We start from the raw sequence: 23,287 nt of genomic DNA on the forward strand, positions 1-23,287 counted from the left end.
CCTTGGTTTGCTCGGTTCTTGTGAATGAGAATGCGCGCCGGCCTCAGCCCTTGGCCAAAGCCCGTTCGCGGATGGCTGCGAACTCGGCCGGTGGCTGGTGCAGGTCCAGCCGCGCGCCGGCCTTGGCGATCTGGCTGGCCGTGTCATGGCCGATCAGCGCGGGCAGGCTGCGCGCGGCCGCGACGATCTGCGCCAGGTCCACGCCGGTGTCGTAGCCCATGAGCTGCAGCGCGTGGACGATGTCCTCCGTGCAGGCATTGCCCGAGGCGCCCGGCGCATAGGGGCAGCCGCCCAGGCCGCCGATGGAGGCGTCGAAGCGGTCGCCGCCCGCCTCGATGGAGGCCAGCACATTGGCCAGCGCCATGCCGCGCGTGTTGTGGAAATGCAGGGTCATGCCCAGCTGCGGCCAGCGCTGCCGGAAGGCGGCCACCATGGCGCGCACCTGGGTCGGGAAGGCCATGCCCGTGGTGTCGCACAGCGTGATGCCCTGCACGCCCAGATCGGCAAAGCGCTGCACCCAGCCGAAGACTTCCTGCTGCGGCACATCGCCCTCCATGGGGCAGCCAAAGCAGCATGACAGCGAGACGTTGACGGGCACGCCCGCCTGCTGCGCCGTGGCCACGACCTGGGCCAGCGCCGCGAACGACTGGCTGCGCTGCATGCGCAGGTTGCACAGGTTGTGGGTCTCGCTGACCGACATGACCAGGTTGAGTTCGTCCGTGCGCGCCTCGATGGCGCGCTCGGCGCCCCGCGCATTGGGCACCAGGGCGGTGTAGACGGTGCCGGGGCGGCGCTCTATCTCACGCATGACGATTTCGCCGTCGCGCAGCGCGGGAATGGCCGTGGGCGAGACAAAGGCCGTGACCTCGATCTTGGACAGGCCGGCCTGCGACAGCGCATTGACCAGGGCGATCTTGTCTTCGGTGGGGACAAAGGCCTGCTCCATCTGCAGCCCGTCGCGCGTGCCGACCTCGTTGAAGAAGACGCGGCGGCCCGCGCCCTGCCAGACATCCGTGGGGTGGACGGCATTCATTGGATCACTCCCTTGCTGCGCAGCAGCGCAATCTGTTCGGCCGTGAGGCCGGCCTCGGCCAGCACCGCGTCGGTGTCGTCGCCCACATGGGGGGCGCTGGTGCGCACCGTGCCCGGCGTGAGCGAGAGCTTGGGCACGATGCCCGGCACCTCGATGTCGTCGCCGTCGCGCGTGTGCTGGCTGAGGATCATGTCGCGGGCGCGGTAGTGCGGGTCCTCGGCAATGTCCTTGGCGGTGTAGACCTTGCCGGCCGGCACGCGTGCGGCGGCCAACTGGTCCATCACGGCCTGCACGCTCTGCGTGCGCGTCCAGCCGCCGATGACGGCATCGATCTCGGCAATGCGCGCCACGCGGCCCGCGTTGTCGGCCAGTTGCGGATCGTCGGCCAGGTCCTGGCGGCCGATGGTGGCCATCAGGCGCTTGAAGATGGAGTCGCCATTGCCGGCCACCAGCACCCAGCCGTCCTGGCAGGGATAGGCGTTGGACGGCGCGATGCCCGGCAGCGCGCTGCCTGCGGCCTCGCGCACGGCGCCGAAGGCGCTGTATTCGGGCAGCAGGCTTTCCATGACGTTGAACACGGCCTCATGCAGCGCCACGTCGATGACCTGGCCGGCACCGCCGTTCACCTTGCGGTGGTACAGGGCCATCATCACGCCGATCACGCCATGCAGCGCGGCCAGCGTGTCGCCAATGGACACGCCCACGCGCACCGGCACCCGGCCCGGCTCGGCCGTCAGGTGGCGCAGGCCGCCCATGGCCTCGCCGATCACGCCAAAGCCCGGCAGGTCGCGGTAGGGGCCGGTCTGGCCGTAGCCCGAGATACGCAGGATGACCAGCCCGGGGTTGAGCGCATGCAGCTCTTCGGGCGACATGCCCCAGCCTTCCAGCGTGCCGGGGCGGAAGTTCTCCACCAGCACATCGGCCTCGGCGATCAGGCGCCGCGCGATGTCCTGGCCCTCCTGCTGGCGCAGGTCCAGCGCCACCGAACGCTTGTTGCGCGACTGCACCTGCCACCAGACCGAGGTGCCGTTCTTGATCAGGCGCCAGTTGCGCAGGGGATCGCCCGCGCCCGGCGCCTCGATCTTGACCACGTCGGCGCCGAACTCGCCCAGCGTCTTGCCGCAGAACGGCCCGGCGATCAATTGCCCCATCTCGACCACGCGCACGCCGCTGAGCGCGCCGGGTGTGGGGGCCTGCCTTGTCTGTTGTGTCATGGGTAAGCGCTTCCTCTTTGTCTCCTGCGGCCGGCCTCCGATGGCATTGCCGCGGCGCCGATCTTGCCGCCGTCCGCGCCGGCCGCAAAACGCTCAAGCGCGACGCTGCCATCGCAAACCGGCATGGCAGAACCCAGCCGGGCGGGGCCGGGCGATAATCGCCACCCCATGAAACTCGACCCGATCTCGCTGCGCCTGTTCGTGGCCGTGATGGAGGAAAGCGCCATCGCCCGCGCCGCCGCACGCGAACACATCGCCCCCTCGGCCGCCAGCCGGCGGCTGGCCGAGCTGGAGAGCCAGCTGCAGGTGGAGCTGTTCACCCGCAGCAACCGCGGCAGCGTACCCACGGCCGCCGCCTATGCACTGCTGAACATGGCGCGCGGCGTGCTCAATGACCTGGACGGCATCGGCGAGCAGATGCGCGAGTACGGCAGCGGCCTGCGCGGCCATGTGCGCGTGATGGCCAACATCTCGGCCATCACGCAGTTCCTGCCCTCCCAGCTGCAGCGTTTCCTGGACCAGCACCCGCATGTGGACGTGCGCCTGCAGGAGCGGGTGAGCAGCGACATCGCGCGCGCCGTGGCCGACAACGAGGCCGATATCGGCATCCTCAACCAGGGCAGCTACGGCGAGAAGATCCGCCTGCGCCCGTACCGGCGCGATCGCCTCATCGTCATCGTCCCCCAGGGCCATGCGCTGGCGCGCCGGCGCTCGCTGCGGCTGGCCCAGGTGCTGGACCATGACCTGGTGGGCATGCACGCCGGCAGCGCGCTCAACCACCAGATCACGCGCGCCGCGGCCGACCTGGGCCTGCAGCCCCGGCTGCGCATGAAGGTCACGGGCTATGACGCGCTGTGCCTGATGGTGGCCTCGGGCCTGGGCGTCGGCATCCTGCCCGAAGGCAGTGCCCGCCTGTACCTGGGCGCCCTGCCGCTGCGCTGCATTGCGCTGGACGAGCCCTGGGCCGAGCGCCAGCTGATGTTGTGCGTACGCTCGCAGGAGGCCCTGCCGCCAGTGGCGCAGTTGCTGGTCGAACACCTGTGCGAACCCTGATTCCCATGCTTGCCTTCAACCCCATCCCCCCGGACCCTCTGCCAGAACAGGCCGCTGCACGGACCTGGGACATCTTCTGCCAGGTCATAGACAACTTCGGCGACATCGGCGTGTGCTGGCGCGCGGCGGCCGACCTGGCCTCACGCGGCCAGCGCGTGCGGCTGTGGATGGACGACGCCAGCGCCCTGACCTGGATGGCGCCCCGGCCGCACCCGGCCGGACTCAGCGTGCACGGCTGGCCCACGCAGGCGCAGGACATTCCGCAGGCCGTGGGTGATGTGGTCATCGAGGCCTTCGGCTGCGAGATTCCGCCGCCCTTTCTGGCGGCCATCGCGCGCCGCGCGCCGCTGTGGATCAACCTGGAGTACCTGTCGGCCGAGGACTATGTGGAGCGCTGCCACCGCCTGCCCTCGCCGGTGATGTCGGGGCCGGCTGCGGGGTTGACGCGCTGGTTCTTCTACCCGGGCTTCACGGCCGCCACGGGCGGCCTGCTGCGCGAGCCGGACCTGGCCGCGCGCCAGGCGGCCTTTGCTTCCGGGGGCCGGCAGGCCTGGCGCACACGCCACGGCATAGGCACCGGCGATTGCGCAATCTCGCTGTTCTGCTACGAACCGCCTGCCCTGCCGCACTGGCTGTGCCAGCTGCATGCTGCGCCGCCCGCACCACAGGCCACGCATCTGCTGGTGACTCCCGGGCGCGCGGCAGCCGCGGTGCAGCAGGCCATGGCCGGCGTGACCGCCGCAGACCACGGTTCGGTGACCCGGCATGCGCTGCAGCCCTGCCCCCAGCCGCAGTTCGACGAGATGCTCTGGGCCTGCGACCTGAACCTGGTGCGCGGCGAGGATTCGCTGGTACGCGCGCTGTGGGCCGGCCAGCCCCTGGTCTGGCACATCTATCCCCAGCACGACGACGCCCACCACGACAAGCTAGACGCCTTCCTGGACTGGCTGCAGGCGCCGGCCAGCCTGCGCGCCTTCCACCATGCCTGGAACGGCATGGCGCCGGCAAGCACCCTGCCCGCGATCACGGCTGCGCTGCTGCAGCAATGGCAGAAATGCGTGCAGGCGGCGCGCCTGCGGCTGCTGCAACAGACCCCATTGATTGAGCAGCTGCAAGCTTTCGTGACCGAAAAAAGCTAGAATGCACGTTTTGCCTCCCTGGAGGCGCCGTTGCGGGCGACCGCCAGCCGGCCGCCATCGACCAACCAGGGTTGCACCCGCCGCGGAACTGCGGCAGGCGCACCGTCCCAGCGACTTCGCTTGCCTGCCCTGTTGAGCGGCTTCAACCTCAGCCAAGCAAGCTATGAAAATCGCTCAAGAAATCCGCGCCGGCAACGTGATCATGCACGGCAAGGACCCGATGATCGTCCTGAAGACCGAATACGCTCGCGGTGGCCGCGGCGCCGCCACCGTGCGCATGAAGCTCAAGGCCCTGCTGTCGAACATGGGCACCGAAGTCGTGTTCAAGGCCGACGACAAGATCGACAACGTGATCCTGGACAAGAAGGAGTGCACCTACTCCTACTTCGCCGATCCGATGTACGTCTGGATGGATGCCGAATACAACCAGTACGAAGTGGAAGCCGCCAACATGGGCGACGCCATCAACTACCTGGAAGACGGCATGCAGGCCGAAGTCGTGTTCTACGACGGCAAGGCCATCTCCTGCGAACTGCCCACGTCCGTGGAACGCGAAATCACCTGGACCGAACCCGCCGTCAAGGGCGACACATCGGGCAAGGTGCTCAAGCCCGCCAAGATCGCCACCGGCTTTGAAGTGCCAGTGCCCCTGTTCGTGAGCCAGGGCGACAAGATCGAAATCGATACCCGCACCGGCGAGTACCGCAAGCGCGTCTAAACAACGCTTGCAGTTCCCTCTGCGAAGCCCCTGGCAGTCTCTGCCAGGGGCTTTTTCTTTGGGCGCGCGGCATCCATGCAGATATTTACCCGGGTTTAATTGACTTGCATATTTTACCCGGCTAATATCTAGCACATGACTACCGACTCTTGCATGGCGGGCGCCGAGCCCGCACCCAGCTACACCATCTTCCAGGGCCATGGCCGCCTGCTGCAGGGGGACAGGCATGCCGTCCTGCAGTTCCTGCAAAGCCATGAACAGCAGCCGCAAGGCAGCGGATCGGCGCCGCCGCTGTGGGTTTTCGACGACCACAGCGGCATGCGGCTGGACCTGGACTGGCGCAGCGAACTGGCCGCATCGCCCGCACCCGGACAAGCCGCCGCACCGCGCAGCGTGGGCCGCCCCAAGCTGGGCGTGGTGGCACGCGAAGTCACATTGCTGCCACGGCACTGGGAATGGCTGAACCGCCAGCCCGGCGGCGCCTCCGGCGCACTGCGCAGACTGGTGGACGAGGCGCGTGGCAAGCATGCCGCACAGGATGCCGTGCGCGCCGCCACCGAGGCCGCCTACCGATTCATGAGCGAGATGGCGGGCGACCTGCCCCATTTCGAGGACGCCAGCCGCGCCCTCTTTGCACACCAGGCCGACGCCTTTGCAAGGCACACCGCCACCTGGCCCGAGGATGTGCGAAGCTATCTGCAGCAACTGAGCAGCGCTGCCTGGTCCTCGCCGCCATCGCCAGGGCAGGACTGAAGCCCCCGCCTTCCATTGCATTTTCTCGTCGCATTAACAGACACAACATGACGAAACCTAACGAACCTCTGCCCCAGGCTGCTGCGCCTGCCGCATCCAGCCCCGCCGGGCCGCCCATCGCCCACGGCACCCAGCCACTGTGGCGCACCTTCCTGGTGTTCCTGGGTCCCATGGTCCTGGCCAATATCCTGCAGTCGCTGTCGGGCACCATCAACAGCGTCTTCATCGGCCAGATGCTGGGCGTGCAGGCCCTGGCGGCCGTCGCGGCCTTTTTTCCGGTGATGTTTCTCTTCATCGCCTTCGTGATCGGCCTGGGCGCAGGCTCCTCGGTGCTGATAGGCCAGGCCTACGGTGCGCGCATGCACGACAAGCTGCGCGCCATCGCAGGCACGGCCATGTGCATAGGGCTGCTGTTCGGCGCCGTCGTGGCCCTGTTCGGCGGACTGTTCACCGAGCCGCTGATGCGTCTGCTGGGCACGCCGCCCGACATCATGGAGCAGGCCACGCTGTATTCGCGCATCGTGCTGCTGGGCATGCCGGGGCTGTTCGTGTTCCTGCTGGCCACCTCGCTGCTGCGCGGCGTGGGCGACACGGTCTCGCCCATGCTGGCCCTGCTGATCTCCACCGGCACGGGCCTGGTCTGCACGCCGGCGCTGATTGCGGGCTGGGGCGGCCTGCCGCGCCTGGGCGTGGCCAGCGCGGGCGTGTCCATGATCCTGGGCTTCACCCTGGCCCTGGCCTGGCTGGGCTGGCGGCTGCGCCGCATAGCCAGCCCGCTGGCGCCCAATGCCGCGCTGTGGAAGGCCATGCGCATTGACCGGACCCTGCTCAAGAGCATCCTGCGCGTGGGCATACCCACGGGCGTGCAGATGATCGCCTCGTCCATGGCCGGGCTGGTCGTCGTGTCGCTGGTCAACGGCTTCGGCTCCAGCGCCACGGCAGCCTACGGTGCGGTCAACCAGATCAACTCGTTTGCGCAGTTCCCGGTCATTTCGGTGGCCATCACGGCCTCCATCCTCGGCGCCCAGGCCATCGGCGCTGGCCGCAGCGAGCGCCTGGGCGCCATCACGGCCACGGCCATCCGCATGAACCTGGTGCTGGGTGCCGCCCTGGCCCTGATCGGCAGCCTGTTCGCGCGGCCGCTGCTGGGCATGTTCATCACCGACGAGCAGGTGCTGGTGCTGGCCATCGAGCTGCTGTACATCGTGCTGTGGAGCGGCCTGCTGCTGGGCTGCTTCATTGCCCTGTCGTCCATCATGCGTGCCAGCGGCGATGTGGTCATTCCCACGGCCATCACCATCACGGTGCTCGCCGTGCTGGAGCTGCCCATGGCATGGTGGCTGAGCCGCAGCTTCGGGCTGATGGGAATCTGGATGGCCTTTCCGCTGTCCTACACCCTGACGCTGTGCCTGCAGACCGCCTACTACAAGCTGGTGTGGAAGAAGCGCCCGATCCGCCGCATGGTGTAAGGCGTGCGCCATGCAAAACAGGCTTCCCGAGGGAAGCCTGTTTTTTTGGGGGTGGGCAAAGCGTCAGGCGTTCAGGTCCAGCACCACGCGCCCTTCGATCTTGCCTTCATGCATGCGCGCGAAGATGTCGTTGATGTTCTCCAGCCGGTCGGTGGACACGGTGGCCTTGACCTTGCCCATGGCCGCGAAATCCAGCGACTCCTGCAGGTCCAGCCGCGTGCCCACGATGGAGCCACGCACCGTCACGCCGCTGAGCACCATGTTGAAGATGGGCAGCGGGAAGCTGCCGGGCGGTAGGCCGTTGAGCGATACCGTGCCGCCGCGCCGCACCATGCCCAGCGCCTGCTCGAAGGCCTTGGGCGAGACCGCCGTCACCAGGGCGCCGTGTGCGCCGCCAATCTCTTTTTTCAGGTAGGCCGCAGGGTCCGTGGTCATGGCATTGACCGTGACCTGTGCGCCCAGGCGCCTGGCCAGCGCCAGCTTGTCGTCATCCACGTCCACCGCCGCCACGTTCAGGCCCATGGCCTTGGCATACTGCACGGCCATGTGGCCCAGGCCGCCGATGCCCGAGATCACCACCCAGTTGCCGGGCCTGGTGTCGGTGACCTTCAGGCCCTTGTAGACCGTGACGCCCGCGCACAGCACGGGAGCGATCTCGATCAGGTCCACGCTGCCGGGCAGCAGGCCCACGAAATTGGCATCGGCCAGCGCGTACTGCGCAAAGCCGCCGTTGACGGAGTAGCCGGTGTTCTTTTGCTGCTCGCACAGCGTCTCCCAGCCACCCAGGCAATGCTCGCAATGGCCGCAGGCCGTGTACAGCCACGGGATGCCCACGCGGTCGCCCTCCTTCACGTGGGTGACGCCCGCGCCCACGGCGGCCACGTAGCCCACGCCTTCGTGGCCGGGAATGAAGGGCGGATTGGGCTTGACGGGCCAGTCGCCCTGCGCCGCGTGCAAATCGGTATGGCAGACGCCGCAGGCCTCGATCTTCACCAGCACATGGCCGGGATCGGGCCTGGGCACCGGGACTTCCTCGATGGTGAGCGGCTTGCCAAACTCCCGCACCACGGCGGCCTTCATGGTCCTGTTCATTCGCGCCATCCTTTCTTTGCGTCAAAGTAGGTACAGCATTTCAGCGAAGCGACCTGAACGCCTTGATCAAAATCAGGCCTTGGACCATCAAGGAAAAAAAAGCGGGCAAGGAAAACCTTGCCCGCTTTTCAGGGATGCGAATGCAGGCCTTACACGGGCTGGCCCACCAGGTCGTGGCCCTGCGTGCCCACGATGCGCGCCTTGACGAAGTCACCCACCTTGTAGGTCTTGCTGGCCTTCTCGGGCGGCAGCAGGTGCACCAGGCCGTCGATCTCGGGGGCATCGGCATAGCTGCGGCCCACGCCACCCTTCTTGCCCAGGCCCACGGACTTGTCTACCAGCACCTGCATGGTCTGGCCGACGCGCTTTTGCAGGCGTGCCGTGGAAACCTCCTCGGCCACGGCCATGAAACGCGCGCGGCGCTCCTCACGCACTTCGTGGGGCAGCATGCCGGGGATCTCGTTGGCGGCAGCGCCTTCGACCGGGCTGTAGGCAAAGCAGCCCGCGCGGTCGATCTGCGCCTCGCGCAGGAACTGCAGCAGGTGCTCGAACTCCTGCTCCGTCTCGCCGGGGAAGCCGGCGATGAAGGTGGAGCGGATCACCAGGTCGGGGCAGATCTCGCGCCAGCGCTGCAGGCGCTCCAGGTTCTTTTCACCGTTGGCGGGGCGCTTCATGCGCTTCAAGACATCGGGATGGCTGTGCTGGAAGGGCACGTCCAGATAGGGCAGCACGCGGCCCGTGGCCATGAACGGAATGATCTCGTCCACGCTGGGGTACGGGTAGACATAGTGCAGGCGCACCCAGGCGCCATAGGGCTCGGCGATCTCGGCCAGCGTCTGCACCAGTTCGAGCATGCGTGTCTTCACCGGCTTGCCGTCCCAGAAGCCCGTGCGGTACTTCACGTCCACGCCATAGGCCGAGGTGTCCTGGCTGATCACCAGCAGCTCCTTGACGCCGCCCTCGAACAGTGCACGCGCCTCCTTGAGCACATCGCCCACGGGACGCGAGACCAGGTCGCCGCGCATGGAGGGAATGATGCAGAAGGTGCAGCGGTGATTGCAGCCCTCGGAAATCTTCAGGTAGGCGTAGTGCCTGGGCGTGAGCTTGATGCCCGCCTCGCCAAAGGCGCCCGGCACCAGGTCGATGAAGGGATCGTGCGGCTTGGGCAGATGGGTGTGGACGGCATTCATCACCTCCTGCGTGGCGTGCGGCCCGGTCACGGCCAGCACGCTGGGATGCACTTCCTGGATCAGGTTGCCGCCGTCCTTGCCCGCCTTGGCGCCCAGGCAGCCGGTGACGATGACCTTGCCGTTCTCGGCCAGCGCCTCGCCAATGGTGTCCAGGCTCTCGCGCACGGCGTCATCGATGAAGCCGCAGGTGTTGACGATCACCAGGTCAGCGCCCTCGAAGGTCTTGGAGGTCTGGTAGCCCTCGGCGCTGAGCTGGGTAAGGATGAGTTCGGAGTCCGTGAGTGCCTTGGGGCACCCGAGGGAGACGAATCCCACGCGCGGAGCGGCCGCGCCGGCAGGGGTTGTCATGGTTGTTGCGTCGCTCGTGGGGGTCATAGGGGCGATATTGTCCCAGTTCTGCGCGAACTTGGTAAACCGCCCCCGAACTTATCCCTGCAAGCTCAGCTATTGCGCTTGATCCCGAGCGCGCCCAGCATCTGCTCGGTCTGCTTTTGCATCTGCTCCTGCATCTGGGCGAACATGTTCTGCGACTGCTCCATATAGCTGCTCATCATGTTCTGCATGGCGGGCGGCTGCATGCGCATGAACTGGCTCCAGGCCTCGGGCGACGTACCCTGGGCCTGCTCGGCGAGCTTGTTCTGGAAGTCGGTGAACATCTGCACGTTCTTTTCCAGGTAGGAGCCCATGTAGCCCTGCATGGCGTGGCCGTAGAAACGGATGATGTTGGCCAGCACGGTCTCGGAGAACATGGGGGCGCCGCCCGCCTCTTCTTCCAGAATGATCTGCAGCAGGATGCTGCGCGTGAGGTCTTCGCCCGTCTTGGCGTCCTTGACCACCACGGGCTCGTTGCCCATCACGAGCTGCTTGACTTCCGTCAGCGTGATGTAGGAGGACGTGTTGGTGTCGTAGAGACGGCGGTTGGGGTATTTCTTGATCACGCGCTGTGCGCTGGGGGCGGCGGCTGTTGTCGTCTCTTGCATTGCAATGCTTCTCCTCTTGTACCTGCTGTACCTGTTTGCGCCTGCTTGCACCGGCTCGTGCGGGCAATCGGCTATTGCACTGCAACAGATTCTAGGCAGCACCTGCAGCACCCGGCGCAGCAGTAACCCTGATGGGGATCAACGCATGCGACACGGCAAATGGCCGCCATGCAACCGTTGGGGCAAAAAAAATCCCGCTTGAAGCGGGATTTCTTTTTTGCAGCCCCTGGTGAGACTGCTTTGTTTGGTAGGCGCGATTGGACTCGAACCAACGACCCCCACCATGTCAAGGTGGTGCTCTAACCAGCTGAGCTACGCGCCTGTCGTTTGTTGAAGCCGCAAGTATAGCAGTGCAAAACAGGGCTTCCGGGCAAGTTGCGCAGATTTTTGGATCAACCCGCCACCCTGGCCCGTTCCAGCATGGCGTGCATCAGCACATTGCAGCCTGCGGTGATGTCGGCCGGCGTGGCGTCCTCGATCTCGTTGTGGCTGATGCCGTCCTTGCAGGGGATGAAGACCATGCCGGCCGGCGCCAGCCGCGCCATGTAGACCGCATCATGCCCGGCGCCCGAGACGACGGGCATGTGCGAGTAGCCCAGGGCCTTGGCGGCGCGCGCCACCGCATCCACGCAGTCGGCATGGAAGGGTTGGGCGGGGTAGCTGGACACCAGGTTGATCGCTATGGGCAGACCCGTCTCCCGGCTGATGCGGTCGGCCACGGCGCGGATGTCGGCGTCCATGGCTTCGCAGTCGGCATCGGTGGCGTTGCGCAGGTCGATGCTGAATTTGACCTGCCCCGGGATCACGTTGCGGCTGTTGGGATGGACCTGCACCATGCCCACGGTGCCGCGCCCGTGGGGCGGATGGCGGTGGGCGCAGGCCACCACTTCCTGCATGAGCTGCGCGGCCGCCTGCAGCGCATCCTTGCGCAGGGCCATGGGCGTGGGGCCGGCATGGGCCTCCATGCCCGTGACCACGCAGTCGTACCAGCGGATGCCCAGCACGCCGGTGACCACGCCAATGGTCCTGGCGTTGTCCTCCAGCACCGGGCCCTGTTCGATGTGGGATTCGAAGTAGGCGCCGATCGGGTGGTCGCCCGGCTCCTGGCTGCCCACATAGCCGATGCGCTCGAGCTCGCCCTTGACGGTCTTGCCTTCGGAGTCGGTGGCCGCATAGGCATGCTCCAGCGTGAAGGCCTTGGCGAACACGCCCGAGCCCATCATCACCGGCACGAAGCGCGAGCCTTCCTCATTCGTCCAGAAGGCCACCTCGATGGGCGCTTCGGTCTCGATGCCTTGGTCGTTGAGCGTGCGCACCACCTCCAGCCCCGCCAGCACGCCGTAGTTGCCGTCGAACTTGCCGCCCGTGGGCTGGGTGTCGATGTGGCTGCCCGTCATGATGGGCGGCAGGCTGTTGTCGCGCCCGGGCCGGCGCATGAAGCCGTTGCCGATCTTGTCGATGGTCACCGTCATGCCCGCCTCGCGCGCCCAGCGGGTCACCAGATCACGGCCCTGGCGGTCCAGGTCGGTCAGCGTCAGGCGGCAGACGCCGCCCTTGGGCGTGGCGCCGATCTGCGCCAGCTCCATGAGTGAATCCCACAACCGGCTTCCGTTGACGCGCAGCTGCGCGATGTCCTGCTTCACTTGGGTATCTGTATCCATTGCGGTCTCCTTGTCATGCGGGCTTCAGCGCGCCACGGCCGTGGGCTGCAGCGTGGCGGCGCGGCGCTGCACCGCATCGAAGTTGGGGCCGAAGGCCGGGCGCTTGATATAGCGCCCCTTGCCCATCTCGGCACGCAGATCGCCCTGCGCATAGGCCACCACGCCCTGGCTGATGGTGTGGCTGGGCATGCCTTGCACGGTGCGCCCCTCGAAGATGTTGTAGTCGCCCTTGGAGTGCTGGGTCTTGACCGACAGGGTGTGGGTGGCGGCGGGGTCCCAGACGACCAGATCGGCATCGGCCCCCACGCCGACCAGGCCTTTGCGCGGATAGATGTTGAACAGCCGGGCAGTGTTGGCCGAGGTGATGGCAACGAATTCGCTGGGCGTCAGCCGGCCGGTGTTCACGCCCGCATCCCAGATCACGGCCAGGCGCTCTTCCACGCCGCCGGTGCCGTTGGGGATCTTGGCGAAGTTGTCCCGGCCCATGGCTTTCTGCGCGGCGCAGAAGGTGCAATGGTCGGTGGCCGTGGTGTGCAGCTGGCCCGACTGCAGGCCCTGCCACAAAGCCTCCTGGTGGCCCTTGGCGCGGAAGGGCGGGCTCATCACATGGGCGGCCGCCTTGGCGAAGTCGGGGTCGCGGTACACGCTTTCGTCGATCACCAGATGGCCGGCCAGCACCTCGCCATACACGCGCTGGCCGCGCGCACGGGCAGCGGCAATGGCCTGCGCCGCCTCGGTGCAGCTGACATGCACCACGTAGATGGGCACGCCCAGCACGCCGGCGATGGCGATGGCGCGGTTGGCCGCCTCGGCCTCCACCATGGGAGGGCGGGCCAGCGGGTGGCCCTCGGGCCCGGTGATGCCCATCTTGGCCACTTCCTGCTGCAGCAGGTAGACCAGCTCGCCGTTTTCGGCATGCACCGTGGGCATGGCGCCCAGCTCCAGCGCGCGCTTGAAGCTGTTCACCAGGGTTTCGTCGTCGCACATGATGGCGTTCTTGTAGGCCATGAAGTGCTTGAAGCTGTTGATGCCCTCCTCGCGCACCAGCGTGCCCATATCGGCATGGACGCTGTCGCTCCACCAGGTGACGGCCACGTGGAAGGAGTAGTCGGCCGCAGCCTTCTCGGCCCAACCGCGCCATTTGCGGTAGGCGTCCAGCAGCGGCTCCTGCGGATCGGGAATGACGAAATCGATGATGCTGGTGGTGCCGCCGGCCAGCGCCGCCGCCGTGCCGGTGTAGAAGTCATCGGCCGTGACCGTGCCCATGAAGGGCAGTTGCATGTGGGTGTGCGGATCGATGCCGCCAGGCATGACGAACTGCCCCGAGGCATCGATCACCTGCGCCCCGGCCGGCACCAGGGCCGCCACATCCGGCCCCACGGCCGCAATCGCCCCATCCACACACAGCACATCGGCCTTCTCCTGCCGGTCTGCATTCACCACCGTGCCGCCACGCACCCATACCGAACCCTGTGATTGACCCATAGCGTCATGCCTCCTGTTGGTTGGTCCGGCCTATGCCTTGCTCAGCGCGGGTGCGCCCTTGGTCACCTGGCCTGCCATGCCGATGCGGTAGACCACGCCGGCAATGAACAGGCCGATGAACCATGCGTAGTCATAGGCATGCTTGAAGAAATCACCCACGTTCGGGAATGCAGCGGGGAACGCCGCGTGCAGGAAGCCGGGCAGGTTGGGCGCCACGCCCAGGGCGAAGGCCGCCACGGCCACCCAGTTCCAGCCGTTGGAGTAGCGGTAGACGCCCTCTTCCCTGTACAGGTCTTCCACCACCAGCCGCTTTTTGCGCACCAGGAAGTAGTCCACCATCAGAATGCCCGCGATCGGCCCCAGCAGGGCCGAGTAGCCGATCAGCCAGGTGAAGATGTAGCCCTCGGTCGATTCCAGGATCTTCCAGGGCATCATCACGATGGCAATCGCCACCGTCATGTAGCCGCCCACGCGGTAGCTGATCTTCTTGGGCGCCAGGGCGGAGAAGTCATAGGCCGGCCCGACCAGGTTGGCCGCCAGGTTCACGCTCACGGTGTCGATCAGCAGCACGATCAGCGCGATCAGAACGGCAGCGCCCGTCATGCGGCTGGCGACATCCACGGGGTCCCACAGGGCCTTGCCGTAGATCACCACGGTGCCCGATGTCACCACCACCGCCAGCATGGCCAGCAGCCCCATGGGCACGGGCAGGCCGATGGCCTGGCCCACGACCTGGTCCTTCTGCGACTTGGCAAAGCGCGTGAAGTCCGGAATGTTCAGCGCCAGCGTGGCCCAGAAGCCCACCATGGCCGTCAGCGACGGCCAGAACACCGACATGAACTGGCCCGCCTTGGAGCCGCCCGGCGCGTACTGCGAAGGCTGCTCCATGATGGGACCGAAGCCGCCGGCCTTCTGGTAGACCCATCCCAGCAGCACGAAGCAGATCAGGATCTTGAGCGGCGCAGTCCAGGTCTCCAGCTTGCGGATGGACTCGATGCCATGCACCACGAAGTAGAACTGGATCGCCCAGAACACCAGAAAGCACACCAGCTGCCCCACATTGATGCCCAGGCCCGCGATCTTCTCGCCTTCCAGCGGATGGCCCAGCAGCACGCCCAGCAGGGTGTAGATCATCATGCCGCCGAACCAGGTCTGGATGCCGTACCAGCCACAGGCCACCAGGGCGCGCAGCAGGGCGGGCAGCTTGGCCCCGTGGGTGCCGAACGAGGCTCGGGCCAGCACGGCAAAGGGAATGCCGTACCTGGCCCCGGCATGGCCGATGAGCAGCATGGGAATCAGCACGATGAGATTGCCCAGGAACACCGTCATCACCGCCTGCGACCACGACATTCCGTTCGTGATCATGCTGGCGGCCAGCGTGTACGCCGGAATGCACATCACCATGCCTATCCACAGGGCGGCGAAGTGGTACCAGGTCCAGGTTCGCTGGCTAGGCAGCGTGGGTGCGAGGTCGTGGTTCCACAGGCTGCCTGCGGACTCACCGGAATGCGGGGCATGCGACATTGCGAAGCTCCTTCTCGAAGAGAGAAATCACCAATCCATTGCTGATCCAGGGTCTGACCTTTTCCATCAAGCGCATTTCGTGCCAGGTCGGCCCGGATGCGGGCCGTGCGCCGACCTGCCGCAATGCCCCCTCTAGCCCTGCGCCGTCACGGCCTGGCGCATGGGGTTGTTCGGATGCGTGGTCCAGTTCGCATACTCCCCGGTGACCGTCTGGCCGGTGCGGGGGTCCACCTCGCCCGGCTGCAGGCTGCGCATGGTGATGCACTCGGGCACGGGGCAGATGGACACGCACAGGTTGCAGCCCACGCATTCGGTGTCATCCACCTCGAACCGGCGCACACCGCCCTCCTTGCTGAAGGTGATGGCCTGGTGGGAGGTGTCCTCGCAGGCCACGTGGCAGCGCCCGCACTGGATGCAGCTGTCCTGGTTGATGACGGCCTTTTCGATGTGGTTGAGGTTGAGGTCCTTCCAGTCCCTGACCGTGGGCACGGCCCGGCCCTGGAAGTCCTCGATGCGCGCAAAGCCGTGCGCGTCCATGTAGTTGGACAGCCCGTCGCACATGTCCTGCACGATGCGAAAGCCGTAGACCATGGCCGCCGTGCACACCTGGACATTGCCGCATCCCAGCGCAATGTATTCGGCCGCGTCCTTCCAGGTGGTGATGCCGCCAATCCCCGATATGGGCAGGCCCGCCGTCTGCGGATCGCGCGCGATCTCGGCCACCATGTTCTGGGCGATGGGTTTCACGGCCGGGCCGCAGTAGCCGCCGTGCGAGCCCTGGCCGTCGGTGCTGGGGTGCATGACCAGGGTGTCCAGATTCACGCCCATCAGCGAGTTGATGGTGTTGATCAGGGACACCGCATCCGCCCCGCCGGCCTTGGCCGCCCGCGCGGGAAAGCGCACGTCGGTGATGTTGGGCGTGAGCTTCACGATCACCGGCAGCCGGCTGTACTGCTTGCACCACTGCGTGACCATCTGGATGTACTCGGGCACCTGGCCCACGGCCGCACCCATGCCGCGCTCGCTCATGCCGTGCGGGCAGCCGAAGTTCAGCTCCAGCCCGTCGGCGCCGGTGTCCTCCACCATGGGCAGGATGCGCTTCCAGCTTTCCTCCACGCAGGGCACCATCAGCGAGGCGATCAGCGCGCGGTCAGGCCAGGCCTTCTTCACGCGGGTCATTTCCTCCAGGTTGGTGCGCAGCGGCCGGTCGGTGATCAGCTCGATGTTGTTCAGGCCCATCACGCGCCGGTCCTGCGCCATGAGGGTGGAGTAGCGCGGCCCGTTCACGTTGACCACATGCGGGTCCTCGCCCAGCGTCTTCCATACCACGCCGCCCCAGCCGGCCTCGAATGCGCGGGTGACGTTGATCTCCTTGTCCGTGGGCGGTGCCGAGGCCAGCCAGAACGGATTGGGGCTGGAAATGCCCAGAAAGCGGCTGCTGATGTCTGCCATGTCGATGCTCCTTGAAAAGCGCGGGCACAGCCGCTCAAACCCCGGCCGCCACGGCGCTGGTCAGCGCCTGGTGCATGGCCCGCGCGGCGACCTTGCCGTGCTCCACCGCCTGCACGGTCAGGTCCTGGCCACCGGCGCGGCAGTCGCCGCCGGCCCACACGCGCGGCACGCTGGTGCGGCCTTCGTCGTCGGTGTCGATGCGGCCGTCACGCAGGGCAATGGCCGCGCCCGCCGGCGTGGCGACATAGGTCTGGCCAATGGCCTTGAGCACCATGTCGGCCGGCACGTCGAACACCTCCTGCGTCACCTGCAGCCTGTCGCCCTCCATGCGGGTGCTGGCCATGCGCACGCCGCAGACCTTGCCGTCCTGCACCAGGATCTCCTGGGGCGCGGCCCACAGCCGCAGGTTGACGCCATGGGTCTGCGCCCATTCCTGCTCCACCCAGGAGGCGGACAGCGCATCCTTGCCCCGGCGGTAGAACATGGTGACCTCGTCGGCGCCCAGCAGCCGGGCCTGCACGGATGCATCCACCGCCGTCATGCCACCGCCGATCACCACCACGCGCCGGCCCACCGGCACCGTGGATTTGTCGGCCGCCTGGCGGATGTCGGCAATGAAGTCCACCGCATTGCGCAAGCCTTCGGCCTGCGGCTCGGCCGTGCCCAGCGCATTGACGCCCGCCAGGCCCAGGCCGAGGAATACGGCGTCATGCTCTGCCAGCAGCGAATCCAGCGTGAAATCTCGCCCCAGCCGCTGGTTGTTGCGCGGCGTGATCCCGCCCACGGACAGCAGCCAGTCGATCTCCTTCTGCGCAAAATCGCCCGGGGTCTTGTAGCTGGCCAGCCCGTATTCATTGAGCCCGCCCAGCTTGGGCCGGGCATCGAACAGCACCACCTCATGGCCCTGCAGCGCCAGCTGATGGGCGCAGGTCAGGCCGGCAGGGCCAGCTCCGACCACGGCCACCTTGCGGCCCGTGGCGGCGGCACGCTGGAACAGCGGTGCACCATCGGAGGCCATGAAGGCATCGGTCGCATAACGTTGCAATGCACCAATTTCGACCGGCTTGTCTTCCTGGGTGTTGCGCACGCAGGCCTGCTCGCACAGCTGCTCCGTGGGACAGACGCGGGAGCACATGCCGCCCAGCGGATTGGCCGTCAGGATCTCGCGCGCCGCGCCACGGACGTTGTCCTGGGCAATGCGGGCAATGAAGGCCGGCACATCGATGCTGGTAGGGCAGGCCGTGGTGCACGGCGCGTCATAGCAGTAGTAGCAGCGCTCGGCCTCGATCAAGGCCTGGGAACGGTTCAGCGCGGGATGGGCGTCGGAGAAATTGGCCGCGTAGTCGGCCAGGTTCAGGCGGCCGGCGGCAATGCCGCAGGCGCGTTGCGCGGGGCTATCCATGGTGCATCCTCCAGAGTCAGGATTGAGGGCGTGAAAGGGGCCGCGGCATGCAGGTGCACGCCGAGCCATCTCGGACAACGCAAGGCGGACCGCAGGAAGGACTCCTGAACGGCCCCGGATCCAACAACACAGTCTTCGGAGGTTTCATCGTGGTCCTCGCATGTGTAAGTGACGCCTCTTGTCGGGCGCACTGGGGGTGGAACGGAATTTACGCGGGTGAAAAAATTTACCAATCAGTAAAATCACCCAGAAAGTCGTCAGCAAGAAAGATGCCAGACAATCGCACCAAAATGGCGCCACTTATCCCGACTTACCATCTGCGCAATGGCAACCCTTTCTGACAATGCGCCCTCTTCCCTGGCGCGATCGGCCACGCGCAAACCCACGGCTGCGCGCCTGCGCAAGGAACTGAACATCCTGCAGACGGCCGAGCTTCACTTTGCGCAATACGGCTTCGAAGGTGCATCGCTGGAACTGATCGCGCACGACGCCGGCCTGAGCCGCCACAACCTGCTGTACTACTTCGCCAGCAAGGAGGAGCTGTACCTGCGCGTGCTGGGCGATGTGCTGACGCAGTGGCTGGCCGGCATGTCCGACCTGCTGCGGGGCGACGACCCTGCGGAGGCCCTGCGCATCTACATCCGGGCCAAACTGCAGTCCTCGCGCGAACGGCCCCATGGCTCCCGTGTCTTCACGCGCGAGGTGATGGCCGGCGCGCCCCGCTTCGGGCAGGCCATATCGAGCCAAGTAGGCCCGGCGCTGGCAGCCGACGTGCAGGCCTTCGAGCGCTGGGTGGCGCAGGGCAAGATTGCCCGCGTGGATTTCACCCACCTGATGTTCATCCTCTGGTCCGTGACCCAGGCCTACGCCGACCAGCAGGCCCAGTTCGCGCTGCTGCTGGGCCGGCCGGAACTGACCGCCGACGACTACGACACGGCGGCCGATCTGATCTACCGGCTGGTAATCCGTGGCCTGCAGCCGGATACCGCGGCTCTCGCACAATGAGCGCATGAATCACAGCATCCGCCTGAGACCCCTGGAGCGCGAAGATCTGCGCTCCGTGCATCTGCTCAACAACAATGCCGCCATCATGCGCTACTGGTTCGAGGAGCCTTACGAGACCTTCGACGAGCTTTCTGCGCTCTACGACGCGCACGTGCACGACCAGACCGAGCGCCGCTTCATCGTCGAGCACCAGGGCGATCGCGCCGGTCTCGTCGAGCTGGTGGAGATCGACCTGATCCACCGGCGCGCCGAGTTCCAGATCATCATCGCCCCCGAGCAGCAGGGCCAGGGCATCGCAGCCCAGGCAACGCGGCTGGCGCTGGACTATGGCTTCAAGACGCTCAACCTGCACAAGATCTTTCTCCATGTGGACCAGGAGAACGAGAAGGCCATCCACATCTACGCGCGCATAGGCTTCGTGCAGGAAGGCGTGCTGATCGACGAGTTCTTCGCCAACGGCCAGTACCGCAACGCCATCCGCATGTACCTGCTGCAAAACGACTACCTGCAGGCACAGGCCGGAGTCGGCACCTGACCTCCTGACAGAGGAGCGCGGGCCCTGCCCGCCTCCTTGACCGGCAAGTCTCCCCATCGTTGGCGGGCGCACAAACAAAAAAACCAAACAAAAAAGCCTTCTGAGTGATCAGAAGGCTTTTTGCATTCCATCTGGCAATGGAAAATTGGTAGGCGCGATTGGACTCGAACCAACGACCCCCACCATGTCAAGGTGGTGCTCTAACCAGCTGAGCTACGCGCCTGTGTTTGTTCGAGAAAGTGATTCTAGCACGGGTTTTCCAGGACTCCGGCAAAAATACCCGAACAGGCTCAGCGCCGCCGTGCCGAACGCACGCCCGCCACGGCGGCCACGATACCCAGCACCTTGTTGAGGCGACCGGAATCGGCCACTTCCACGGTGAAGGTCATCCAGGCCGTTCCCTTGACGGATTGGGTCTGCACGCCGATGACATTGGTCTTCTCCCGCGCAAAGACTTCGGAGATATCGCGCAGCAGGCCCTGCCGGTCGGCCGCTTCCACGGACACATCGACCGGGTAGACGGCCGAGGCCACGGCCGCCGCCTTGGGCTGGCCCCAGGCCACGTCGATCACGCGCTCGGAATTGCGCGCTGCCATTTCACGGAAGTTGGAGCAGTCGCAGCGGTGCACGCTCACGCCCTTGCCGCGCGTGACAAAGCCCCGGATGTCGTCCGGCGGCGCAGGCTTGCAGCACTTGGCCAACTGCGTCATCAGCGAATCCACGCCCACGACCAGCACGCCGCCCTTGGGCGAGTCCGTGCCACGTGCCTTGCGCACCGGGGAGAATTCCTCGACTTCCTCCTCCGCCTCGGCCGGTCGCAGCACGGTCTCGATGTTGCGCAGCGAGTATTCATCCTTGCCGACGACTTCGAACAAGGCATCGGCCGATTTGAAGCCGAGCTGAACGGCCAGCTCCTCCAGCTTGACGGCCGTCTTGCCCTCGCGCTGCAGCAGTTTCTCGACCGCCTCGCGGCCGCGCGCCACGGTCTCGTGCGTGGCCTGGGCATTGAACCAGGCACGCACCTTGGCCTTGGCCCGGTTGCTGGTCAGGTAGCCGAGGTCGGCGTTGAGCCAGTCGCGCGAGGGGCGCCCCTCCTTGACCGTGGTGATCTCCACGGTCTGGCCGTTTTGCAGCGGCGTGTTCAGCGGCACCATGGCGCCGTCCACGCGCGCGCCGCGGCAGCGGTGCCCCAGGCTGGTGTGCACCGAGTAGGCAAAGTCCACGGGCGTCGCGCCCTGCGGCAGCTCGATGACGGCCGCGTCGGGGGTGAGCACGTAGATGCGGTCCTCGAACAGGCCGCGATGGTGGGCGCCCGCCAGGTCGCTGCCCCAGGCCAGCAGCTGGCGCAGCACGGCAATCTTGGCGTCGTACTCGCTGCTGGCGGTGACGCCCGCGTATCCCTTGGTGCCCGCCTCCTTGTAGGCCCAGTGGGCGGCCACGCCGTGCTCGGCATGGTCGTGCATGGCCTGGGTGCGGATCTGGATCTCGATGGCGCGGCCCGTCTCGTCGCGCACCACGGTGTGCAGCGACTGGTAGCCGTTGGGCTTGGGCTTGGCGATGTAGTCGTCGAATTCCGCCTCGATGGGCGTGAACTGCTCGTGCACCCAGGACAGGGTGGCGTAGCAGTCCTTGATCGTGGGCACGACGACACGCATGGCGCGGATGTCGAAGACCTGGTCGAAGTTCAGCGACTTGCCTCGCATCTTCTTGACGATGCTGTAGATGTGCTTGGGCCTGCCTTGCACGGTGGCGCTGATGCTGTGCGCGCGCAGGTCGGCCTCCAGCCGTGCGCGCATCTGCTCCATATAGGCTTCACGCTCCACGCGCTTTTCATCGAGCAGGCGGGCCACTTCGCGGTAGGTCTCGGGCTCCAGGAAGCGCAGGGACAGATCCTCCAGCTCCCACTTGATCTGCCAGATGCCCAGCCGGTTGGCCAGCGGCGCAAACACCGTCAGCGCCTCGCGCGCAATGCCGGGCGAGACCGGGCGCTTGCTGGCTGCGTAGTAGCGCAGCGTCTGCAGGCGCGACGCCAGCCGCAGCAGCACCACGCGCAGGTCGCGCGAGAAACCCAGCAGCATCTTGCGCACGTTCTCGGTCTGCGTGGCCTCATCGTCCAGGTACTGGCCGCCCAGCTCGGCGCCGCGCGCCTGCTCCTGCACGCGCATGAGCTTGTTGGTTTCCACGGCCAGGGTGGCGAAATTCTCGCCAAAGGCCTTGGCGATCACTTCCTGCGGGCGATTGAGGTGCACGCTGGCATGCACCAGATAGATCGCCGCCTGCATGGTTTCGGAGCCGCCGATGGTCTTGAGGATGGCAGCCACCGCATCGGCATGGGCCATGGTGTTCTCACCGGACTCCATGGTCTCGGTGGCGATCAGCGGCTCGGCAAAGCTGCGCGCGCGCGCCAGCGCGTTGACCTGTTCGGGCAGGGTCTGCGACGTGGCCGTGATCAGGTGCGGCAGCACCGACGGCACCTGGCCCGGCGCGGCTGCGGCGGGCGAAGGCGCCTGCACGGCGGCCTCGCTGCTGGCAGTCTTCATTCGTCACTCTCCCTGGCCTGCTCGGCAAGATTCATGGTGCTTGGCAAGCGCTCTTCTCCCCATAAGAACCGGCACAGCAAGGCCACCTGCCCTGCTGCGACGAAGGTGGGCGCATGCCCCACCCCTTCAAATTCCACGCAATGCGCCTTCGGGCCGCGCTGCGCCATGGCCTGTGCCGTGGCCGCCGTCAGCAGGTCGGACTGCGCACCACGAACTAGCAAGACGCGTGCCTTGATCTGGTCATACAGCTGCCACAGCAGCGCTTCGCCGGCCTGGGCCATCTCGCGCGTCATGTGCTGCAGGGGCACCGCAATCTGAGGGTCATAGTGCAGGACAAGGCCGCCATCGGCGGCCGGCCGCATCATAGGTCGCGTCAATCGCAACCATTGCCCTTCGCTATGTGGGCCGAAGCCTTCGGAAATCAAGAGCAGCGCATGGGCTGCCTGCTCAAGATTTTCAAAATGCACGCCCTTGCCCAGGTACTGACCTATGCGCTCCAGGGCAGACCACTCGATGACAGGTCCCACATCGTTGAGCACCAGCATGCGAATGGGCGCCGGCAGCGGCAGCCCCGGCTGGCCCGCAAGCGCCATGCCGATCAGCCCGCCCATGCTGGTGCCCACCCAATCCAATTGTTCGACAGGCGCCTGCGCATGCACCTGGGCCAGCAAGGCCAGCATGTCGGCTGCGTAAAGAGGCACCTGGTAGGCGGTCGGATCCTGCAGCCAGTCGCTTTCGCCACGCCCGACCACATCGGGGCAGATCACGCGGGCACGTTCGCTGAGCCGCTCGGCCAACGCGTCGAAGTCACGCCCCTGGCGCGAAAGGCCGTGCACGCAGACCACGACATGGGGATGGTGCGGATCGCCGGTGCGATTCCATTCCCAATAAGCCATGCGGTGCGAAGCATTCTCTTGAGCAGCCGGGCTGGCAGTACGGCTCCAGGGTGAGGCACGCCCGGCAACCCCCGGGCAGGATACGTAGTTCAGCGTAGGATGATTCATGGAAACGCATTCGCGGAGCCGGCGCCGATAATGGCTGT

The 23,287-nt window shown here is 66.4% G+C and carries 19 protein-coding genes and 2 tRNA genes; 7 read left to right on the forward strand and 14 right to left on the reverse strand.

The annotated features are described in order from the left end of the window. Window positions 1-43: 43 nt before the first annotated feature. Entirely contained in the window at window positions 44-1,033 is a 990-nt protein-coding gene (locus ACF8ML_RS07460; RefSeq protein ID WP_047327164.1) for a hydroxymethylglutaryl-CoA lyase, read from the reverse strand. Next, complete coding sequence (locus tag ACF8ML_RS07465; RefSeq protein WP_047217675.1) at window positions 1,030-2,247, reverse strand: CaiB/BaiF CoA-transferase family protein; 1,218 nt, start codon at window positions 2,245-2,247, stop codon at window positions 1,030-1,032. Before ACF8ML_RS07465 ends, ACF8ML_RS07460 begins: the two co-directional genes overlap by 4 nt. A 168-nt stretch (window positions 2,248-2,415) precedes the next feature. On the opposite strand from ACF8ML_RS07465, the gene ACF8ML_RS07470 reads away from it, so the two are divergent. From ACF8ML_RS07470 to ACF8ML_RS07490, 5 genes are all read left to right on the forward strand, one after another. Continuing rightward, a complete protein-coding gene (locus tag ACF8ML_RS07470; protein ID WP_017406152.1) occupies window positions 2,416-3,300 on the forward strand; it encodes a LysR family transcriptional regulator in 885 nt (294 codons plus the stop codon). A 5-nt stretch (window positions 3,301-3,305) separates the two neighbouring features. Next, the gene (earP, locus tag ACF8ML_RS07475) at window positions 3,306-4,439 is read left to right on the forward strand and encodes an elongation factor P maturation arginine rhamnosyltransferase EarP (protein WP_392406832.1); all 1,134 of its coding nucleotides are present in this window, start codon (window positions 3,306-3,308) and stop codon (window positions 4,437-4,439) included. Window positions 4,440-4,602: 163 nt separating this feature from the next. After that, a complete protein-coding gene (gene efp, locus ACF8ML_RS07480; protein ID WP_016445346.1) occupies window positions 4,603-5,157 on the forward strand; it encodes an elongation factor P in 555 nt (184 codons plus the stop codon). Window positions 5,158-5,310: 153 nt separating this feature from the next. Continuing rightward, complete coding sequence (locus ACF8ML_RS07485) at window positions 5,311-5,910, forward strand: DUF2239 family protein (RefSeq protein ID WP_392406992.1); 600 nt, start codon at window positions 5,311-5,313, stop codon at window positions 5,908-5,910. A 47-nt stretch (window positions 5,911-5,957) separates the two neighbouring features. Further along, window positions 5,958-7,379, forward strand: a complete 1,422-nt coding sequence (locus tag ACF8ML_RS07490) for an MATE family efflux transporter (protein WP_046983666.1) — start codon at window positions 5,958-5,960, stop codon at window positions 7,377-7,379. A gap of 63 nt (window positions 7,380-7,442) precedes the next feature. On the opposite strand, the gene adhP is transcribed toward ACF8ML_RS07490, so the two are convergent. The 9 genes from adhP to ACF8ML_RS07535 all read right to left on the reverse strand — a co-directional run bounded on the left by adhP (window position 7,443) and on the right by ACF8ML_RS07535 (window position 18,165). Then, window positions 7,443-8,471, reverse strand: coding sequence for an alcohol dehydrogenase AdhP (adhP, locus tag ACF8ML_RS07495; protein ID WP_016445343.1), 1,029 nt, complete (start codon window positions 8,469-8,471; stop codon window positions 7,443-7,445). Window positions 8,472-8,620: 149 nt separating this feature from the next. Beyond that, a complete protein-coding gene (gene rimO, locus ACF8ML_RS07500) occupies window positions 8,621-10,009 on the reverse strand; it encodes a 30S ribosomal protein S12 methylthiotransferase RimO (RefSeq protein ID WP_017406156.1) in 1,389 nt (462 codons plus the stop codon). A 92-nt stretch (window positions 10,010-10,101) separates the two neighbouring features. After that, window positions 10,102-10,641 (reverse strand): polyhydroxyalkanoate synthesis repressor PhaR, encoded by a 540-nt coding sequence (gene phaR, locus ACF8ML_RS07505; protein ID WP_016445296.1) that lies wholly within the window; start codon window positions 10,639-10,641, stop codon window positions 10,102-10,104. Window positions 10,642-10,886: 245 nt separating this feature from the next. Beyond that, a tRNA-Val gene (locus ACF8ML_RS07510) sits at window positions 10,887-10,963 on the reverse strand. A 70-nt stretch (window positions 10,964-11,033) separates the two neighbouring features. Then, window positions 11,034-12,302 (reverse strand): Zn-dependent hydrolase, encoded by a 1,269-nt coding sequence (locus tag ACF8ML_RS07515; protein WP_392406836.1) that lies wholly within the window; start codon window positions 12,300-12,302, stop codon window positions 11,034-11,036. Window positions 12,303-12,326: 24 nt separating this feature from the next. Next, a complete protein-coding gene (gene hydA / locus ACF8ML_RS07520) occupies window positions 12,327-13,787 on the reverse strand; it encodes a dihydropyrimidinase (protein ID WP_013803148.1) in 1,461 nt (486 codons plus the stop codon). 30 nt (window positions 13,788-13,817) lie between these two features. After that, a complete protein-coding gene (locus tag ACF8ML_RS07525; protein ID WP_392406838.1) occupies window positions 13,818-15,311 on the reverse strand; it encodes an NCS1 family nucleobase:cation symporter-1 in 1,494 nt (497 codons plus the stop codon). A gap of 132 nt (window positions 15,312-15,443) precedes the next feature. Beyond that, window positions 15,444-16,763 carry an NAD-dependent dihydropyrimidine dehydrogenase subunit PreA gene (gene preA / locus ACF8ML_RS07530; RefSeq protein WP_012204710.1) on the reverse strand — a complete coding sequence of 440 codons (1,320 nt, stop codon included), beginning with the start codon at window positions 16,761-16,763 and terminating at the stop codon, window positions 15,444-15,446. 34 nt (window positions 16,764-16,797) lie between these two features. Beyond that, window positions 16,798-18,165, reverse strand: coding sequence for an NAD(P)-dependent oxidoreductase (locus ACF8ML_RS07535; RefSeq protein WP_392406840.1), 1,368 nt, complete (start codon window positions 18,163-18,165; stop codon window positions 16,798-16,800). A gap of 324 nt (window positions 18,166-18,489) precedes the next feature. Between ACF8ML_RS07535 and ACF8ML_RS07540 the strand changes: the two genes are divergently transcribed. Both ACF8ML_RS07540 and speG read left to right on the forward strand, forming a co-directional pair. Further along, window positions 18,490-19,170, forward strand: coding sequence for a TetR/AcrR family transcriptional regulator (locus ACF8ML_RS07540; protein WP_392406842.1), 681 nt, complete (start codon window positions 18,490-18,492; stop codon window positions 19,168-19,170). A gap of 4 nt (window positions 19,171-19,174) precedes the next feature. Then, window positions 19,175-19,705, forward strand: a complete 531-nt coding sequence (gene speG / locus ACF8ML_RS07545; RefSeq protein WP_016445275.1) for a spermidine N1-acetyltransferase — start codon at window positions 19,175-19,177, stop codon at window positions 19,703-19,705. Between the two features lie 146 nt (window positions 19,706-19,851). On the opposite strand, the gene ACF8ML_RS07550 is transcribed toward speG, so the two are convergent. The 3 genes from ACF8ML_RS07550 to ACF8ML_RS07560 all read right to left on the reverse strand — a co-directional run bounded on the left by ACF8ML_RS07550 (window position 19,852) and on the right by ACF8ML_RS07560 (window position 23,249). After that, window positions 19,852-19,928 (reverse strand) — tRNA-Val (locus ACF8ML_RS07550). A 67-nt stretch (window positions 19,929-19,995) separates the two neighbouring features. Continuing rightward, window positions 19,996-22,245, reverse strand: coding sequence for a bifunctional (p)ppGpp synthetase/guanosine-3',5'-bis(diphosphate) 3'-pyrophosphohydrolase (locus ACF8ML_RS07555; protein ID WP_016453022.1), 2,250 nt, complete (start codon window positions 22,243-22,245; stop codon window positions 19,996-19,998). Beyond that, window positions 22,242-23,249, reverse strand: coding sequence for an alpha/beta fold hydrolase (locus tag ACF8ML_RS07560; RefSeq protein WP_392406993.1), 1,008 nt, complete (start codon window positions 23,247-23,249; stop codon window positions 22,242-22,244). The genes ACF8ML_RS07555 and ACF8ML_RS07560 overlap by 4 nt, the downstream gene beginning before the upstream one ends. Between the last annotated feature and the right edge of the window lie 38 nt (window positions 23,250-23,287).

Origin of the sequence: Delftia sp. WSY_10 (assembly GCF_043104705.1) — a bacterium.
GTDB classification, from domain to species: domain Bacteria; phylum Pseudomonadota; class Gammaproteobacteria; order Burkholderiales; family Burkholderiaceae_C; genus Comamonas; species Comamonas tsuruhatensis.

Excerpts from the sequence above, each read along its gene's own strand:
- ACF8ML_RS07555 (WP_016453022.1), bottom strand. The coding sequence starts at position 22,245 with ATGAAGACTGCCAGCAGCGAGGCCGCCGTGCAGGCGCCTTCGCCCGCC.
- ACF8ML_RS07490 (WP_046983666.1), top strand. The coding sequence starts at position 5,958 with ATGACGAAACCTAACGAACCTCTGCCCCAGGCTGCTGCGCCTGCCGCA.
- ACF8ML_RS07470 (WP_017406152.1), top strand. The coding sequence starts at position 2,416 with ATGAAACTCGACCCGATCTCGCTGCGCCTGTTCGTGGCCGTGATGGAG.
- speG (WP_016445275.1), top strand. The coding sequence starts at position 19,175 with ATGAATCACAGCATCCGCCTGAGACCCCTGGAGCGCGAAGATCTGCGC.
- adhP (WP_016445343.1), bottom strand. The coding sequence starts at position 8,471 with ATGAACAGGACCATGAAGGCCGCCGTGGTGCGGGAGTTTGGCAAGCCG.
- ACF8ML_RS07460 (WP_047327164.1), bottom strand. The coding sequence starts at position 1,033 with ATGAATGCCGTCCACCCCACGGATGTCTGGCAGGGCGCGGGCCGCCGC.
- earP (WP_392406832.1), top strand. The coding sequence starts at position 3,306 with ATGCTTGCCTTCAACCCCATCCCCCCGGACCCTCTGCCAGAACAGGCC.
- ACF8ML_RS07560 (WP_392406993.1), bottom strand. The coding sequence starts at position 23,249 with ATGAATCATCCTACGCTGAACTACGTATCCTGCCCGGGGGTTGCCGGG.
- preA (WP_012204710.1), bottom strand. The coding sequence starts at position 16,763 with ATGGCAGACATCAGCAGCCGCTTTCTGGGCATTTCCAGCCCCAATCCG.
- ACF8ML_RS07535 (WP_392406840.1), bottom strand. The coding sequence starts at position 18,165 with ATGGATAGCCCCGCGCAACGCGCCTGCGGCATTGCCGCCGGCCGCCTG.
- ACF8ML_RS07515 (WP_392406836.1), bottom strand. The coding sequence starts at position 12,302 with ATGGATACAGATACCCAAGTGAAGCAGGACATCGCGCAGCTGCGCGTC.
- efp (WP_016445346.1), top strand. The coding sequence starts at position 4,603 with ATGAAAATCGCTCAAGAAATCCGCGCCGGCAACGTGATCATGCACGGC.
- rimO (WP_017406156.1), bottom strand. The coding sequence starts at position 10,009 with ATGACAACCCCTGCCGGCGCGGCCGCTCCGCGCGTGGGATTCGTCTCC.
- phaR (WP_016445296.1), bottom strand. The coding sequence starts at position 10,641 with ATGCAAGAGACGACAACAGCCGCCGCCCCCAGCGCACAGCGCGTGATC.
- hydA (WP_013803148.1), bottom strand. The coding sequence starts at position 13,787 with ATGGGTCAATCACAGGGTTCGGTATGGGTGCGTGGCGGCACGGTGGTG.
- ACF8ML_RS07525 (WP_392406838.1), bottom strand. The coding sequence starts at position 15,311 with ATGTCGCATGCCCCGCATTCCGGTGAGTCCGCAGGCAGCCTGTGGAAC.
- ACF8ML_RS07540 (WP_392406842.1), top strand. The coding sequence starts at position 18,490 with ATGGCAACCCTTTCTGACAATGCGCCCTCTTCCCTGGCGCGATCGGCC.
- ACF8ML_RS07465 (WP_047217675.1), bottom strand. The coding sequence starts at position 2,247 with ATGACACAACAGACAAGGCAGGCCCCCACACCCGGCGCGCTCAGCGGC.
- ACF8ML_RS07485 (WP_392406992.1), top strand. The coding sequence starts at position 5,311 with ATGGCGGGCGCCGAGCCCGCACCCAGCTACACCATCTTCCAGGGCCAT.